Source organism: Streptomyces sp. NPDC059900 (assembly GCF_050270335.1).
Classification (GTDB): Bacteria; Actinomycetota; Actinomycetes; order Streptomycetales; family Streptomycetaceae; genus Streptomyces.
This window is the reverse complement of the sequence record NZ_JBNNJZ010000166.1, coordinates 1-15,211: the sequence shown is the minus strand read 5'-3', so window position 1 is coordinate 15,211 and position 15,211 is coordinate 1. Positions and strand designations below refer to the sequence as shown.

Sequence of the window (15,211 nt, the reverse complement as noted above, 5' to 3'; positions counted from 1 at the left end):
GTGGATGACCGTCCTGGTCTGGCCGCTGATCGGTCTGATGGTGATGGCCGTGGGCTGGATCGAGGACTTCGCGGCCAAGCGGAGTCCGAGGCTGTGGCCGGACGGTTCGAAGCCGTCCACGCCCCGGCCGTCCGCGGGCAAGCCGCCCAAGGGCAGGCGGGCGGCTTCGAAGGGCGGCTCGCACCGGGGCTGACCCGTTGCCCGACCGCCTTTCAGTACCCGGCGGTGAAGCGGGTGCGGTGGTGCTTGGGGCGTTCGGCCTCGTCCAGGAGCGCCACCGCGAGGTCCTCCATGGAGAGGGCGGAGTTGCCGTCGGCGTCGACGATCAGCTCGTCGGCGCCGAGGCGGTAGCTGCCGGTGCGGACGCAGGGTTCGAGCAGGGCGGACGGGCTCAGGTACGCCCAGTCGACGTCGGTGCCGGTGGTGCGGACGGCGTCGAACTGGGCGTTGGACGCCAGGGCGATGTGCCGCCAGGCGGTGGGCACGTACGCGGGGTCGTCGACGGCCAGGACGCCGCCGCTGCCGGGCACGGTCAGGCTCCCGGCCCCGCCGACGATCAGCAGTCGTACGCCGGTCCTGTCCAGCCCCGCGAGCAACGCCCGGCTGATGGCGGCGTGTTCGGGCTCGCGGCCGGGGGCGGGTCTGGTGGCGTTCACCACGAGATCCTGGCCGATGCTCAACTCGGCCACCTGCTCCGGGACTCCGGCATCACCGGCGCGGTGCGTGGCGCCGGGGTGCAGTTCGCCGAAGCGGGCCGGGTCGCGGACGACCGCGGTGACGTCGTGGCCGCGGGTGAGGGCTTCGGTGACTACGCGGCTGCCGACGTTTCCGGCGGCTCCGAAGACGGTGATGCGCATGGGTCTGCTCCTTGGTTCGCGGTTACGGTTCGCGGTTACGGGGGTGTAGGCGGGGCGTGACTACGAGAGCTTCCGGACCGGTGCCGTACGACGGCCCTGCCCGACCAGCACACTGGCGACGACGAGCAGGAGCCCGCCCACCTGCCAGGGGGTGAGGGTCTGCCCCAGGAGGAGCAGTCCGGCGAGGGTGGCGACGACGGGGTTGGTCAGCCCGAGGAACGCCACGGAGGAGGCGGGGAGCCGCTCGATGCCGCGGAACCAGAGGGCGTAGGCGACGGCGGTGCCGATGATGCCGAGGTAGGCGTATCCGGCGAGGTTGGCCCCGGTGAAGTGGTCCGGGACACCTTCGAAGGCAAGCGCGATGGGGGCAAGCACCAGCCCGCCCGCGGTGAGTTGCCACCCGGTGAGGGCGAGCAGCGAGACACCTTCGGGCCGTCCCCAGCGCTTGCTGAGTACGACGGCGAGGGCCATCAGGGTCGTGGCGACCAGCATGGCCGCGATGCCCGCGAGGTCGAAGGAGGCGCTGCCGCGCAGGACGAGCAGCGCGACGCCGACGACGCCGACGAGCCCGGCGATCAACGTACGACGGGTGGGCCGCACCTTCAGCACACCCACCCCGAAACCGGCGACGAGCAGGGGCATGACGGCGCTGATGGTCGAGGCGACGCCGCCGGGCAGGTGATAGGCCCCGAAGAACAGGAGCGGGAAGAACGCCCCGAAGTTGAGCAGTCCGAGCACCCCCGCCTTCCACCACCAGTCACCGCTGGGCAGCCGCCGGGTGAGGGCGAGCAGGATGAGCCCGGCGGGCAGCGCGCGCAGGGCCGCGGCGAGCAGGGGGCGGTCCGGGGGCAGGAGTTCGGTGGTGGTGACGTAGGTGGTGCCCCAGGTGGCGGGGCCGATGGCGGCGAGGCCTGCGGCGGCGAGGGCGGTCGTTCGCGGGGCGGTGCGGGTGGCGGGCGCGGGGTGTGTGGCGGTGGTGGTGTTTACCCGCTGGTGGCTGCGGACGGACATGGTGGTTCCCCCTCGGCTCAACTCTGCTCAACGCTGTTATTCTCAACGTTGAGATAAATATGACCCTCGGGTCTGCGAACGTCAAGTATCTCAACGTTGAGAGATTGAGTGAGGGGAAGGCCATGACAGACCCCGAGGTGCCGGAGCCGACGGCGTCGACCGCATCCACGGAGACCGACGCGATCGACGAACTGCGCGCGCAGTGGCACCGGGAGCGCCCGGACATCGGCGCGGCGAGTCTGGACGCGATGGCCCTGGTGGGCCGCATCAAACGGGCGGACCACCTGCTGAGCAAGGGGATGAAGCCGGTCTTCGCGGAACACGGCCTGGAGTTCCCGGAGTTCGACGTCCTCGCCACGCTGCGCCGCGTGGGCGCCCCGCACGAACTGACGGCGGGCGGCCTCCTGAAGACGGCCATGGTCACGTCGGGCGCCATCACCAACCGCCTCGACAAGCTGGAACGCAAGGGCTACATCGAACGCCACCCGGACCCGACCGACCGCCGGGCCATCCGGGTCCGCCTCACGGAGGCGGGCCGCGACCTGGTCGACCGAGCGGTAGTGGACCACGTGGCCAACGAGGAACGCATGCTGACGGCACTGTCGGCGGAGGACCGGGTGGCGTTGGACGGGGCGCTGCGGAGGTTGCTTGTGTCGCTGGGGGATACGCATCTGGGGTGATCCCGGGTTCTCTCCGGGGCTATCGGCACCTGCGTCAATGGGCGGGCTTCTCGCCGAGGGGTCTCGTTGCTGCGCCGCTTTGACGGTGCCGCTGTACTCCCGCCGAAGAAGTCCCGTCTCTCGTAGCCGAGGGGGGTTGGACGTGAGGTCACCGGCCCCTCGCCTATAGCTAGGTTCGCTCCACGTGACCCTCCCCTCACCAGGAGTTGACCTTGAATCGCCGACCCACCTTGCTTGCATCGACCGCTCTGACTGTTGCCGCGCTCCTGTCGATCTCCGCTTGCGGAGGAAGCGATGGCGGCAGCGCCAAGGGCGGCGAGAAGATCGCGGGGGCCGGGTCGGGCAGCGAGCAGAGAGAGTCACCGTCGCCGACACCGCCCGACGACGGGATCGAGCGGCCGGAGATCAAGCTGCCGAAGGGCGTGCGGAACGTCTTCGAGGGCGGCAGGACCGGCGACGCGAAGAAGGACGCGATCCTTGCGGACAACGAGCGGCGGATCGCCTCGATCGACGAGGCGATCACGGTCGACGCCAAGGAGCATCCGGCGCTGAAGTTCTACTCCTCGGGCGAGGCGTTGTTGTCGGCGGCGGAGTATGTGCAGGGCTTCTACGAGGACGGCAGGAGTTTCGTGGGGACCACTCGGTACTTCGACCGAGAGGTCACGTTCCTCAAGTCGGGTGCTGCGGCGGTGACGTACTGCGTGGATGAGACGAAGGCGTATCCCAAGGACCGGAAGACCGGCAAGGTGGATAGGTCGATCCCCGCATCCAGCGACGACTACGCCTTCTACAACACGAGGGTGAAGAAGAACGCCAAGGGCATCTGGCAGACGGAGTCCGTCACCAGCACGACGGGGGCCAAGCAGTGCCTGTGAGCTGCCGTGTCATCGCCTGGCGGTTGCTGGCTCCCGCCGTGGCGTTGTCGATGGCGGCAGTACCCGGCATGGCGCAGGCGACCGGCAAGAACGGCAAGGTCAAAGCTCGCGAAGGGGCATCCCAGGTGAGCAGACAGGGACAGAACCTCGGCGTTCAGACGAAGATTCAGACGACGGTCGAGGGCAGCCCGAAATCCGCGAAGAGCGGCTCGCTCACACCCGCCAACAGCAACTGGGACCCACCAGCCTGCTGGTACGAGCCCGCCTACTCTCCGAAGCAGATCCAGGCGGCCGTCAAGGCGATCCGGAAGGTGAAGGTATTCGGAGTCGGTGACCTCGTGGGCGGCGCGTTCGACGCGTACTTCAAGGACGGCAACCCCTACAAGGACTACAACCTCGACAAGCAGGGCGAGGGGCTGTTCTGGGCAGCGGCCGTCGATGAAAAGCGCAAAGACGCCCCGGACGCAAAGGCCTGCGACAAGCTGCCCTTCTGGGTGCCCAATGGCGCCACCCCCAAGGAACCGCTGGCGGTCTCACCCAAGATCCTCGCCGAGTACGCCTACGACGAACTCCCCGTGCCCGGTACCGAGATCACGATGGCCCCCGAGGGAACGACGAAGGTCAATCTCCCGACCTGGGTCTGGCTGGACAAGGCGAAGTTCAAGAAGGTGTCCGTCACCGCGAGCATCCCGGGCTCGGGGCTTTCCGCGACGGCGACCGCTGAGCCCGTGTCTCTCTCCGTCGACCCCGGCACGCAGGACGCCGAGACGTACCCCGCTTCGGGGCAGTGCCCCATCGAGGGCGGCAAGATCGGCGCCCCCCGAGCCAAGGGCACCCCTGCGGACACGCTCCCGCCGTGCGGCGTGCAGTACCTGCGGTCCTCCGGCGACGGCTCGTACAACCTCCGGTCGACCCTCACCTGGAGGATCACCTGGACCAGCACCACCGGCGAGGGCGGCGATCTGCCTGACGGCGAGTTCGGCGCGGAGCAGCGGGTCGCGGCGGAGGAGATCCAGTCCGTCAACCGCTGAGCGCCTCCGCTTCTGCCAGTAGGGCTCGGGCGTGGGGGCCTCAGCGCGGAGTGGCCTTGAGGGTGCGTATGAGGGCGTGGAGGCGGTCAGGGGTTGTGGATCCGCTCACGCCCCCTGCGCAAGGGCCCCTCACCGCCCGCCCCGCCCCCACGTGAGAGCAACGTTCCCCGGCGGTCACCGCGTGCCACAGGGACGAAACCCGGTCTCCCTACCTTCGGGTCATCAGCCGCCAGCCGTGGAGATGAGGCCTGTCATGTGGATCCAGCGGTGGGACCCGGAGGACGAGAGGTTCTGGAAGGAGGAGGGCGGCGAGCGCGTCGCCCGGCGGAACCTGGTGTTCTCGATCCTCTCCGAGCACATCGGGTTCTCGATCTGGACCCTGTGGTCCGTGATGGTCCTGTTCATGGGGCCCGAGTACGGGATCGATCCCGCCGGGAAGTTCTTCCTCGTGTCGATGGCGACGCTGGTGGGGGCCGTCGCCCGCGTCCCCTACACCTTCGCCGTCGCCCGCTTCGGCGGGCGGAACTGGACGATCATCGCGGCCGGCGCGCTCCTCCTGCCGACCGTCGCGGCCTTCGTCGTCATGGAGCCGGGTACCTCGTACACCACCTTCATGCTGTGCGCCCTGCTCACCGGCGTCGGCGGCGGGAACTTCGCTTCCTCCATGACCAACATCAATTCCTTTTTCCCGCTGAGGAAGAAGGGGTGGGCGCTCGGGCTCAACGCGGGAGGCGGCAACATCGGCGTGCCCGTCGTGCAGCTCGCCGGGCTCGCGGTCATCGGGGCCGGGGGAGGGCCGCGGGTGCTGCTCGGGATCTACATCCCGCTTGTCTTCGTCTCCGCGCTCTGCGCCGCCCTCTTCATGGACAACCTCGCCACCGTGAAGAACGACACCGGCGCGGCGAAAGAGGCCGTACGGGACGCGCACACCTGGATCATGGCCCTGCTGTACGTGGGGACCTTCGGCTCCTTCATCGGGTACAGCTTCGCCTTCGGACTCGTCCTGCAGACCCAGTTCGGGCGTACCCCGCTCCAGGCCGCCGCCGTCACCTTCATCGGGCCGCTGCTCGGCTCGCTGATCCGGCCCGTCGGCGGGCGGCTCGCCGACCGGTTCGGCGGGGCCCGCATCACGCTGTGGAACTTCGTCGGCATGGGCGCGGCCACCGCCGTCGTCGTCATCGCCTCCATGCGTGAATCGCTCGCCCTCTTCGTCGCCGCCTTCGTCGTGCTCTTCGTGCTCACGGGCCTCGGCAATGGGTCGACGTACAAGATGATTCCCGGCATCTTCCAGGCCAAGGCCCTTCAGAAGGGACTCGACGGGGAAGCCGCCGCGGCATACGGGCGGCGGCTCTCCGGGGCCTCCATGGGGCTCATCGGCGCCGTCGGCGCGCTCGGCGGGCTCGGGATCAACCTCGCCTTCCGGCAGTCCTTCCAGGCGGTTGGGTCCGGGACCGGCGCGTTCGTCGCCTTCCTTGCCTTCTACGCCGTGTGCTTCTGCGTCACGTGGGCCGTATACCTTCGCCGCGCGACGCCGACAGGGACGCCGGACTCCGGCCTGACCCCGGACGCGGAGACAAAGCCCCAGCTCACGTACGCGCAGGTCTGACGGACGGGTGGTCGTAGCCTGGTGTAACACGCACGACATCGTGATGATCCGGGGTTGTCACGGGCCGTTGGCAGGCTCGTGAGACCCCGGACCATCCATCACGCAGTACTAGCGGGACGAGAGCAGCTGCCATGCACGGGACCCCTCAGAACGACCAGGACGGACGCGGAAACGCGCCGCTCGCCGGATTCACCGTCGGCGTCACCGCCGCCCGGCGCGCCGACGAGCTCGGCGCGCTGCTCCAGCGGCGCGGCGCCACCGTCCTGCACGCGCCCGCACTGCGGATCGTCCCGCTCGCCGACGACAGCGAACTGCTCTCCGCGACCAAGGAATTGATCGACCACGCGCCCGACGTGGTGATCGCCACCACCGCGATCGGGTTCCGCGGCTGGGTCGAGGCCGCCGACGGATGGGGCTTCGGCGAGGCGCTCGTGGAATGTCTGCGGGGCGTCGAGCTGCTCGCCCGCGGGCCCAAGGTCAAGGGCGCCATCCGTGCCGCCGGGCTCACGGAGGAGTGGTCGCCCTCGTCGGAGTCCATGGCGGAGGTGCTCGACCGGCTGCTCGCGCAGGGCGTCGACGGCAAGCGCATCGCGCTCCAGCTGCACGGCGAACCGCTGCCGGGCTTCGTCGAGTCGCTGCGCGCCGGGGGAGCGGAGGTCGTCGGCGTGCCCGTCTACCGGTGGATGCCGCCCGAGGACCTCGGTCCCGTCGACCGGCTCCTGGACGCCACCGTCGCCCGCGCCGTCGACGCGCTGACCTTCACCAGCGCGCCCGCCGCGGCGTCCCTCCTGGCCCGCGCCGAGGAGCGCGGCATGACCGCCGAGCTGTTCGCCGCGCTCGAGCACGACGTGCTCTCGGCCTGCGTGGGCCCGGTCACCGCGCTGCCGCTCCAGGACCGCGGCATCGAGACGGTGCAGCCCGAACGCTTCCGGCTCGGCCCTCTCGTACAGATCCTGTGCCACGAACTCCCCGCCCGCGCGCGTACGTTGCCCGTCGCGGGGCACCGCGTCGAGATCCGCGGCCACGCGGTCCTGGTCGACGACGAGCTGCGGCCCGTACCGCCCGCCGGAATGTCGCTGCTGCGGGCGCTCGCGCGGCGCCCCGGCTGGGTGGTGTCCCGCGCCGAACTCCTGCGCGCGCTGCCCGGCGCCGGGCGCGACGAGCACGCCGTGGAGACCGCGATGGCCAGGCTGCGTACGGCACTCGGTGCGCCGAAGCTCGTCCAGACGGTGGTCAAGCGGGGCTACCGGCTCGCGCTCGACCCGGCCGCCGGGTCCGCCGCCGGGTCCAAGTACGCCGACTGACCGGCCCCGCCGTCCCGCCGGTCCCGGCCCCACAGCACCAGGGCCCGCGCGAGCAGCCCGATCGCCACGGTGGAGAGCACGGCCCGTACGGCGTTCCAGGCCAGCCACACGTCCTCGAACTTCTCGCGCACGGCGGCCGGATCGGCGATCTTCGCCGGGTCGCCGGCGTCCGCGAGTTCGTCGTTCAGCGGCACGTTCACGACCGACGTGATCGCGAAGGCCAGGAGATAGACGACGAGCGCCGCCAGGACCCACCGGAACGAGTCCGTGCCGCGCAGCTGCCACGCGGAGAGCGCCGTGAAGATCAGCGCGCCGAAGAAACTCGCGAAGAACACCGGGTTGTTGAAGGCGTCGTTCGTGTTCTGCATGACCTCGATGAAGACGCGGTCCCCGCTGCGCCCGAGGCCGGGCATCACGCCGCAGGAGAAGATGTAGAAGGTCCCGGCGATCAGGCCCATGGTCACGACGGCCGCCCCCAGAACGGCCCCCGCGCTGCCCTGCCCCCGCCGGTTCGTCACTCGGTTGTCTCTCATGGGACCGAGTCAACCGGCCGGACGGCCGCCCGCCCATGGCTCCGAAGCGCACGTCCATAAGCGGGCGTCTCGCCCCGCTCGCGGTGGCAGGGGTTCCGCGCCCGCCCGAGGCGAGGCACTGTAAGGGGGAGCACTCACCGGTATCCCCACAAGGCGGTGACACGCGCATGGCACTGGGCATGGACCCGGCCACGTACGAGCTGCGATTCGACTCCGGGCGGAGCTGTCTGGACCTCGTGGCGACAAACCACCCCGCAGAACGGCTCGACACCGTGGACCGGCTGCGTGCCTGGCTCGCGGGTGCCGGGCTCATCCCGGATCGCACGGCCCTGCCCGGAGCGGGGTCTCTCTGGCTGGCCGCCTTCCGCGAACTGCGCTCCAACGTCAGCCAGTTGGTGCTCGCGGAGCTCGAAGGGCGGTACGCGGAGGCAGCGTTGGCCCGGATCAACGCCCTCGCCGCGACCCCGCCGCCCGCCCCGCTCGCCGTCCGGCACCCCGACGGCAGCCTGGTCCGCGCCCTGGACGGCGACCCCGGCTGCGCGGCCCTGCTCGCGGCCGTAGCCCGCGATGCCGTGGACCTGCTCACCGACCCCGCCGCGCGCGCCCTCCTGCGCCAGTGCGAGGGCGACAACTGCCCCATCGTGTACCTGGACACGTCACGCGGGCGCCGCCGCCGCTGGTGCTCCAGCGAGGTCTGCGGCAACCGGGAGCGCGTGGCCAGACACCGGCGGAGGGCAGCACTCGCGCGCGCCTGACGCACCGTCGGTGAACACGTCGCGGAAAACTCCTGTGATCTCCGTTGAACACAACTCCGGCCGCCTACGTAAGTCCAGGGTGAACAGCCGACAGGGCGAAGCCCGAAGAAGAGCGGACACCGGAGGCAAGCGTGCGCAAGGATTCCGCCGTGGCCGATGAGCGCCCGCAGGAACGCCCGCACCGACATCGCCTGGTGCCCCGACGCAACGGGCCCGACGAGGAACTGATGCGCGCCCTCTACCGCGAGCACGCGGGTCCGCTTCTGGCCTATGTGCTCCGCCTTGTGGCGGGAGACCGGCAGCGCGCCGAAGATGTCGTACAGGAAACGCTCATCCGTGCCTGGAAGAACGCCGGTCAGCTCAATCGTGCGACCGGTTCGGTACGCCCCTGGCTGGTGACGGTCGCCCGGCGCATCGTCATCGACGGCCACCGCAGCCGGCAGGCCCGGCCGCAGGAGGTCGACCCGTCGCCGCTGGAGGTCATCCCCGCGGAGGACGAGATCGATAAGGCGCTGTGGCTGATGACACTCTCGGACGCGCTCGAGGACCTGACTCCCGCCCACCGGGAGGTACTTGTCGAGACCTACTTCAAAGGGCGTACGGTCAATGAGGCGGCCGAGACGCTGGGTATACCCAGCGGGACGGTGCGTTCGCGGGTCTTCTACGCGCTTCGCTCGATGAAGCTGGCGCTCGAGGAGCGGGGGGTGACGGCATGAACGAGTCCTACGGACATGACGCGCGGGGCCATGCGGAGGCGGGCGACGTGCACGAGACCGTCGGCGCCTACGCTCTGGGCATCCTGGACGACGCGGAGGCGACGGCCTTCGAGGCACATCTGGCGGGCTGCGAGTTCTGCGCGCACCAGCTGGAGGAGTTCTCGGGCATGGAGCCGATGCTGGCCGCGCTCGCGGACTTTCCCGGACCGCGCGGCGTACCGGCGATCGGCGAACAGCTCGCCGCCCGGCCGAGCCCGCGTCTCGCGGACCGCCTGGTGGACGAGGTGTCGGTCAAGCGGCAGCAGAAGCGCAGGCGCGGCATGTATCTGGTGGCCGCCGCGGCGGCACTGATCATCGGCGGGCCGCTTGCGGTCCTCGCGGTGAGCGACGACGGCGGTACGACGGACGTGGCGGGCGAGCCGCACCCCACGAGCCCCGCCGAGGACGCCTTCTTCAACCACATGACCGACAAGACCGAGGCCACGGACCCGAAGACCAAGGTCAGCGCCACGGTCGGCACGGAGGACAAGCCCTGGGGCACGCACGCGGTCCTCGAGCTGAAGAACGTGAAGGGCCCGCTCAAGTGCTCCCTCGTCGCGGTCGGCAAGAACGGCGAGAAGGAGACGGTGACCACCTGGTCGGTCCCGAAGTGGGGCTACGGCATCAAGGACAGCCCGAACAAGTGGTCGCGCAGCCCGCTGTACGTCCACGGGGGCGCCGCGATGGACCGCAAGGAAATCGACCACTTCGAGGTGACCACCTTCGACGGCGACCGCCTGGTCGAGGTCGACGCGTAGCCGGTGCGGGGCCGGCGCGGAGTCGGCACGTGGTCGGCGCGCAGGAGAAGTGCACACAGGGGCCCCCTTTCGCGTACGGTAGACGGCTGCTCACTAGGGCAGCTGCACGTCCGGAAAGGGGCCTCGGTGGCCGACGTACGCGACCGCGAGATCAGCGTCGAACAAGAACATCTCGACCAGGTCTACCGGCGTCTCGAGGAGAAGATCCACGAGGCCGAGTTCCTGATGACCGACGCGGCCAAGCGCTCCCAGGTCGGCACGCCGGGCGCGCTCGCCGAGCGGGACGCCCAGGTGTTCCGTGCGGGGGTGCATCTCAACCGGCTCAACAACGAGTTCGAGGACTTCCTCTTCGGGCGGATCGACCTGCTTCTCGGCAAGGACGGCAAGAAGGGCCCGGACGGCGCGTACACGTCGGTGGAGCCCGCGGAGGACGCCGTCAGCGAGGACGAGACCGGTCGGCACGCCGAGATCGCCGAGACCCTGCACATCGGCCGCATCGGTGTCCTGGACGCGGACTACTCCCCGCTCGTCATCGACTGGCGCGCCCCGGCCGCGGCGCCCTTCTACCGCTCGACGCCGGTTGACCCGGGCCGTGTCGTACGACGCCGGGTCATCCGCTCCAAGGGCCGCAGGGTCCTCGGCGTCGAGGACGACCTGATGCGTCCCGAGCTCAAGGCGACCCTGGACGGCGAGAGCCTGCCGGTCATCGGCGACGGCGCCCTGATGGCGGCGCTCGGCCAGGCCCGCAGCCACACGATGCGCGACATCGTTGCCTCGATCCAGGCCGAGCAGGACATGGTGATCCGCGCTCCCGCCGCCTCGGTGACGTACGTGGAGGGCGGCCCCGGCACCGGCAAGACCGCCGTGGCGCTGCACCGCGCCGCCTACCTGCTCTACCAGGACCGCCGCCGGTACGCGGGCGGCATCCTCATCGTCTCGCCGACCCCGCTGCTCGTGGCGTACACCGAGGGCGTGCTGCCCTCGCTCGGCGAGGAGGGGCAGGTCGCTATCCGCGCGGTGGGCTCGCTCTCCGACGAGGCCGCGGGGGAGGGGGCCACGGTCTACGACTCGCCCGCGGTGGCGCGGGTCAAGGGTTCCTCGCGGATGCTGCACGTGCTGCGGAAGGCGGCGCGGGGGGCGCTTGAGGGGGGCACGGGCGGCGCGCCCGCGAAGGCCGCCCCGCAGGACGGCCAGCTCGCGTTCGGCGATGACGACGATGACCTCGCAGCCGAAGGGGCCAAGGTCCCCGCGGAGACGCCCACGCGCCTGCGCGTCGTCGCCTTCGGCCGCCGCCTGGAGCTGGAGGCCGACGCCCTGGGCCGTATCCGCCGCAACGCGCTCAGCGGCACGGCGCCCGTCAACCTGCTGCGCCCGCGCGCCCGCAAGCTCATCCTGGACGCCCTGTGGTCGCAGTCCGGCGCCGCGGGCCGGCACAGCGACCCGGAGCTGGCCGCCGAGCTGCGTTCGTCCTTCGACGAGGACATCACCTCCGAGGACGACTTCATCCGCTTCCTCGACGCCTGGTGGCCCGAACTCACCCCGCGCGCCGTGCTCCGCGCCATGGGCGACGAGCGGCGCCTCGGCCGCTGGGCCCGCCGTGTCCTGAACCCCGGCGAGGTCCGCAAGGTCGCCCGCTCCCTCAAGCGCGACGCGCTGTCCGTGCACGACGTGGCGCTCCTCGACGAGCTCCAGTCGATCCTCGGTACGCCGCACAGGCCCCGCAAGAAGAAGGACCTGGACCCCCTCGACCTGCTCACCGGCCTCGACGAACTGATGCCGCAGCGCGAGGAGTCCCAGCGCGAACGCGCCGAGCGCCTTGCCGCCGAGCGCACCGAGTACGCGCACGTCATCGTCGACGAGGCGCAGGACCTGACCCCCATGCAGTGGCGCATGGTCGGCCGCAGGGGCCGGCACGCCACGTGGACGGTCGTCGGCGACCCGGCCCAGTCCTCCTGGTCCGACCCGGACGAGGCCGCCGCCGCCCGTGACGAGGCCCTGGGCAGCCGCCCGCGCCGCCGCTTCACCCTCACCGTCAACTACCGCAACCCCGCCGAGATCGCGGACCTCGCGGCCAAGGTGCTCGCGCTCGCTATGCCCGGCGCCGAGTCACCGTCGGCCGTCCGGTCCACCGGGGTGAAGCCCCGCTTCGCCGTCGTACGGGACAGGGACCTCGGCGCGTCGGTGCGCGAGGAGGCGGCGCGGCTGCTCGACCAGGTGGACGGCACCATCGGCGTGGTCGTGGCGATGAACCGCCGCGAGCAGGCGGCGCGCTGGCTGGAGGAGCTCGGTGACCGGGTCGTGGCGCTCGGCTCCCTGGAGGCCAAGGGACTTGAGTACGACGCCACGGTCGTCGTCTCTCCGGCGGAGATCGCGGACGAGTCACCGGCGGGCCTGCGCGTCCTGTACGTGGCCCTGACCAGGGCGACACAGCAGCTCACGGTGCTCTCGGGCGAGCGCGACGAGCCGGACGCGGACGGAGTGCCGGACCTGCTCCGCGAATGACTTCACGGACTTGTCGTGACGGGAATTGCCTTACGGGGATCGTTTGTTACCGTTGATGTGGCACCGGCCCGATCCAAGCCCCCGGGCCCAACCTTCGTCGCTACGAGCGACCACTTGCCGCGAGGCGAGCATGGCGGGTCGGTGTCATAAGCACAGGGAGAGGCCCTCGTCACCACGTGACGGGGGCCTCTTTCGGGTTTCAACCACCGGTTTCCGTTTGCCCCTACCGGCATGCCGCAACTTCTCGTATGGTGGAAACTAGTTTCCGAAAAGCTGGTGAACGAAAAGTTCGCAATCCGAGGCAGCTACCACGTACTGAGCGGTAGGTGCGACGATCGGACGGCAAGAGCAACACGGTGAAAGCAGAGGAAGTCGGCCATGGCAACGGCGCCCAGCGTCTCCTACTCGAACACGGTCCGGTTGGAGGTGCCCGCGAGCGGCACCGCGGTCTCCCAGATCACCACGGCCGTCGAGTCCCACGGAGGCTCGGTGACCGGCCTCGACGTCACGGCTTCCGGCCATGAGGCACTGAGGATCGACGTCACGATCGCGGCGACCTCCACGACGCACGGCGACGAGATCGTCGCCCAGCTGCGCACCATCGAGGGCGTCACCGTCGGCAAGGTCTCCGACCGTACGTTCCTGATGCACCTCGGCGGCAAGATCGAGATGGCGGCCAAGCACCCCATCCGCAACCGTGACGACCTCTCCATGATCTACACCCCGGGCGTGGCCCGCGTGTGCATGGCGATCGCCGAGAACCCCGAGGACGCGCGCCGCCTCACCATCAAGCGCAACACGGTTGCGGTCGTAACGGACGGCTCCGCGGTGCTCGGCCTCGGCAACATCGGCCCGAAGGCCGCCATGCCGGTCATGGAGGGCAAGGCGGCCCTCTTCAAGCGCTTCGCCGACATCGACGCGTGGCCGCTGTGCCTGGACACCCAGGACACCGACGCGATCGTCGAGATCGTCAAGGCGATCGCCCCCGGCTTCGCCGGCATCAACCTCGAGGACATCTCGGCGCCGCGCTGCTTCGAGATCGAGGCACGCTTGCGCGAGGCCCTGGACATCCCCGTCTTCCACGACGACCAGCACGGCACCGCGATCGTCGTGCTCGCCGCGCTGACCAACGCACTTCGCGTGGTGGGCAAGGGAGTCGGCGACGTACGGGTCGTCATGTCCGGCGCGGGCGCGGCCGGTACGGCCATCCTCAAGCTGCTCATCGCGGCGGGCGTCAAGCACGCCGTCGTGGCCGACATCCACGGCGTCGTGCACGCCGACCGCGAGGACCTCGTGGACGCGGCGCCCGACTCGCCGCTGCGCTGGATCGCCGACAACACCAACCCCGAGGGCGCCCGCGGCACCCTCAAGGAAGCGGTCGTCGGCGCCGACGTCTTCATCGGCGTCTCGGCCCCGAACGTCCTGGGCGCCGACGACGTCGCGGCCATGGCGGAGGGTGCCATCGTGTTCGCGCTCGCGAACCCCGACCCCGAGGTCGACCCCGCGATCGCCCGCCAGACGGCGGCGGTCGTGGCCACGGGCCGCTCGGACTTCCCGAACCAGATCAACAACGTCCTGGTCTTCCCCGGCGTCTTCCGCGGCCTGCTCGACGCCCAGTCGCGCACCGTCAACACGGAGATGATGCTGGCGGCGGCAGGCGCCCTCGCGGACGTCGTCGCCGAGGACGAGCTCAACCCGAACTACATCATCCCCAGCGTCTTCAACGACAAGGTCGCGGGCGCGGTCGCCGATGCGGTGCGCAACGCGGCGAAGGCCGCCGGGGTGACTGTGACAGCCGCCACGGCCCAGTAGTACGGCGCGTCGCGGAACGCAGGGCCCGCAAAGGCCCTCTAGGGTGGCGTGGAAGCGCGCCCCCGACTGCCACCTTCCAGGGGGCGGTGAAGCCTTTCGTGGGATCTCCCAGAGGTCCCGCGGGATCTCCAAGGGGTCCCGGATTGGCTTTCCCGCCGCAGGTGGGGGCAGGATGCCTTTCTGGGCGCGAGGGTCCGGACGACGGACCCGGGTCCGGGGCCTGACCGAGGACCCTGGCAGCATCGGCTTCGCTGTGCCCATCATGCGGCTCCGCCGCGTGGCACGCCTCAACGGCAAGAAGAACACGGGAGTACAAACATGAACCGCAGTGAGCTGGTGGCCGCGCTGGCCGACCGCGCCGAGGTGACCCGCAAGGACGCCGACGCCGTGCTGGCCGCGTTCGCCGAGACCGTCGGCGAGATCGTTGCCAAGGGCGACGAGAAGGTCACCATCCCCGGCTTCCTGACCTTCGAGCGCACCCACCGTGCCGCTCGCACCGCCCGGAACCCGCAGACCGGCGAGCCGATCAACATCCCGGCCGGCTACAGCGTCAAGGTTTCGGCGGGCTCCAAGCTCAAGGAAGCCGCCAAGGGCAAGTAGCCTCAAGCAGCAAGCAGAAGGGGCCGGCACCCACTGGGTGTGCGCCCCGTAGATGGGGGTGAACGGCTTCTTCCGCGACGGGACCGGCCGGGGAACTCCCCCATCGGGCCCGACACAACCCGGATTTACATT

General features: G+C 70.4%; 14 protein-coding genes and 1 pseudogene. 12 read left to right on the top strand and 3 right to left on the bottom strand.

Translation table 11 applies throughout. From position 1 onward, the window contains the following. Positions 1 to 193 (top strand): annotated as a pseudogene (locus tag ACQKIP_RS21935) (hypothetical protein); the annotation flags it as partial. 19 nt (positions 194 to 212) lie between these two features. Here ACQKIP_RS21935 and ACQKIP_RS21930 read toward each other — a convergent pair. Together ACQKIP_RS21930 and ACQKIP_RS21925 are read right to left on the bottom strand one after the other, a co-directional pair. Further along, on the bottom strand, positions 213 to 857 hold the full coding sequence (locus ACQKIP_RS21930; RefSeq protein ID WP_365857270.1) for an NAD(P)-dependent oxidoreductase: 645 nt from the start codon (positions 855 to 857) through the stop codon (positions 213 to 215). A gap of 60 nt (positions 858 to 917) precedes the next feature. After that, positions 918 to 1,868, bottom strand: a complete 951-nt coding sequence (locus ACQKIP_RS21925) for an EamA family transporter (RefSeq protein WP_365857272.1) — start codon at positions 1,866 to 1,868, stop codon at positions 918 to 920. A gap of 122 nt (positions 1,869 to 1,990) precedes the next feature. Here ACQKIP_RS21925 and ACQKIP_RS21920 point away from each other — a divergent pair, with 122 nt between their 5' ends. The 5 genes from ACQKIP_RS21920 (at position 1,991) to ACQKIP_RS21900 (ending at position 7,364) form a co-directional block, all read left to right on the top strand. Beyond that, positions 1,991 to 2,548: a MarR family winged helix-turn-helix transcriptional regulator gene (locus tag ACQKIP_RS21920; RefSeq protein WP_365857274.1), complete on the top strand. Its 558-nt coding sequence runs from the start codon at positions 1,991 to 1,993 to the stop codon at positions 2,546 to 2,548. A gap of 212 nt (positions 2,549 to 2,760) precedes the next feature. Next, positions 2,761 to 3,423 carry a hypothetical protein gene (locus ACQKIP_RS21915; RefSeq protein ID WP_365857276.1) on the top strand — a complete coding sequence of 221 codons (663 nt, stop codon included), beginning with the start codon at positions 2,761 to 2,763 and terminating at the stop codon, positions 3,421 to 3,423. After that, positions 3,420 to 4,454 (top strand): hypothetical protein, encoded by a 1,035-nt coding sequence (locus ACQKIP_RS21910; protein WP_365857278.1) that lies wholly within the window; start codon positions 3,420 to 3,422, stop codon positions 4,452 to 4,454. Before ACQKIP_RS21915 ends, ACQKIP_RS21910 begins: the two co-directional genes overlap by 4 nt. Positions 4,455 to 4,707: 253 nt before the next feature. Continuing rightward, complete coding sequence (locus tag ACQKIP_RS21905) at positions 4,708 to 6,060, top strand: nitrate/nitrite transporter (protein ID WP_365857280.1); 1,353 nt, start codon at positions 4,708 to 4,710, stop codon at positions 6,058 to 6,060. Positions 6,061 to 6,191: 131 nt separating this feature from the next. Next, positions 6,192 to 7,364, top strand: a complete 1,173-nt coding sequence (locus ACQKIP_RS21900) for a uroporphyrinogen-III synthase (protein ID WP_365857282.1) — start codon at positions 6,192 to 6,194, stop codon at positions 7,362 to 7,364. On the opposite strand, the gene ACQKIP_RS21895 is transcribed toward ACQKIP_RS21900, so the two are convergent. Beyond that, complete coding sequence (locus ACQKIP_RS21895) at positions 7,304 to 7,897, bottom strand: DUF1772 domain-containing protein (protein ID WP_365857284.1); 594 nt, start codon at positions 7,895 to 7,897, stop codon at positions 7,304 to 7,306. The two genes, ACQKIP_RS21900 and ACQKIP_RS21895, sit on opposite strands and share 61 nt — an antisense overlap. A 167-nt stretch (positions 7,898 to 8,064) precedes the next feature. Between ACQKIP_RS21895 and ACQKIP_RS21890 the strand changes: the two genes are divergently transcribed. The 6 genes from ACQKIP_RS21890 (at position 8,065) to ACQKIP_RS21865 (ending at position 15,079) form a co-directional block, all read left to right on the top strand. Further along, positions 8,065 to 8,652, top strand: coding sequence for a CGNR zinc finger domain-containing protein (locus ACQKIP_RS21890; protein WP_365857286.1), 588 nt, complete (start codon positions 8,065 to 8,067; stop codon positions 8,650 to 8,652). A 131-nt stretch (positions 8,653 to 8,783) separates the two neighbouring features. Beyond that, positions 8,784 to 9,368 carry a sigma-70 family RNA polymerase sigma factor gene (locus ACQKIP_RS21885; RefSeq protein ID WP_190080178.1) on the top strand — a complete coding sequence of 195 codons (585 nt, stop codon included), beginning with the start codon at positions 8,784 to 8,786 and terminating at the stop codon, positions 9,366 to 9,368. After that, complete coding sequence (locus tag ACQKIP_RS21880) at positions 9,365 to 10,165, top strand: anti-sigma factor family protein (protein WP_365857288.1); 801 nt, start codon at positions 9,365 to 9,367, stop codon at positions 10,163 to 10,165. Before ACQKIP_RS21885 ends, ACQKIP_RS21880 begins: the two co-directional genes overlap by 4 nt. A gap of 126 nt (positions 10,166 to 10,291) precedes the next feature. Continuing rightward, entirely contained in the window at positions 10,292 to 12,667 is a 2,376-nt protein-coding gene (locus ACQKIP_RS21875) for a HelD family protein (protein WP_365857290.1), read from the top strand. A gap of 378 nt (positions 12,668 to 13,045) precedes the next feature. After that, the gene (locus tag ACQKIP_RS21870) at positions 13,046 to 14,479 is read left to right on the top strand and encodes an NAD-dependent malic enzyme (RefSeq protein WP_365857292.1); all 1,434 of its coding nucleotides are present in this window, start codon (positions 13,046 to 13,048) and stop codon (positions 14,477 to 14,479) included. Positions 14,480 to 14,797: 318 nt separating this feature from the next. Further along, positions 14,798 to 15,079 carry an HU family DNA-binding protein gene (locus ACQKIP_RS21865; RefSeq protein ID WP_016645140.1) on the top strand — a complete coding sequence of 94 codons (282 nt, stop codon included), beginning with the start codon at positions 14,798 to 14,800 and terminating at the stop codon, positions 15,077 to 15,079. The last annotated feature ends 132 nt before the right edge of the window (positions 15,080 to 15,211 follow it).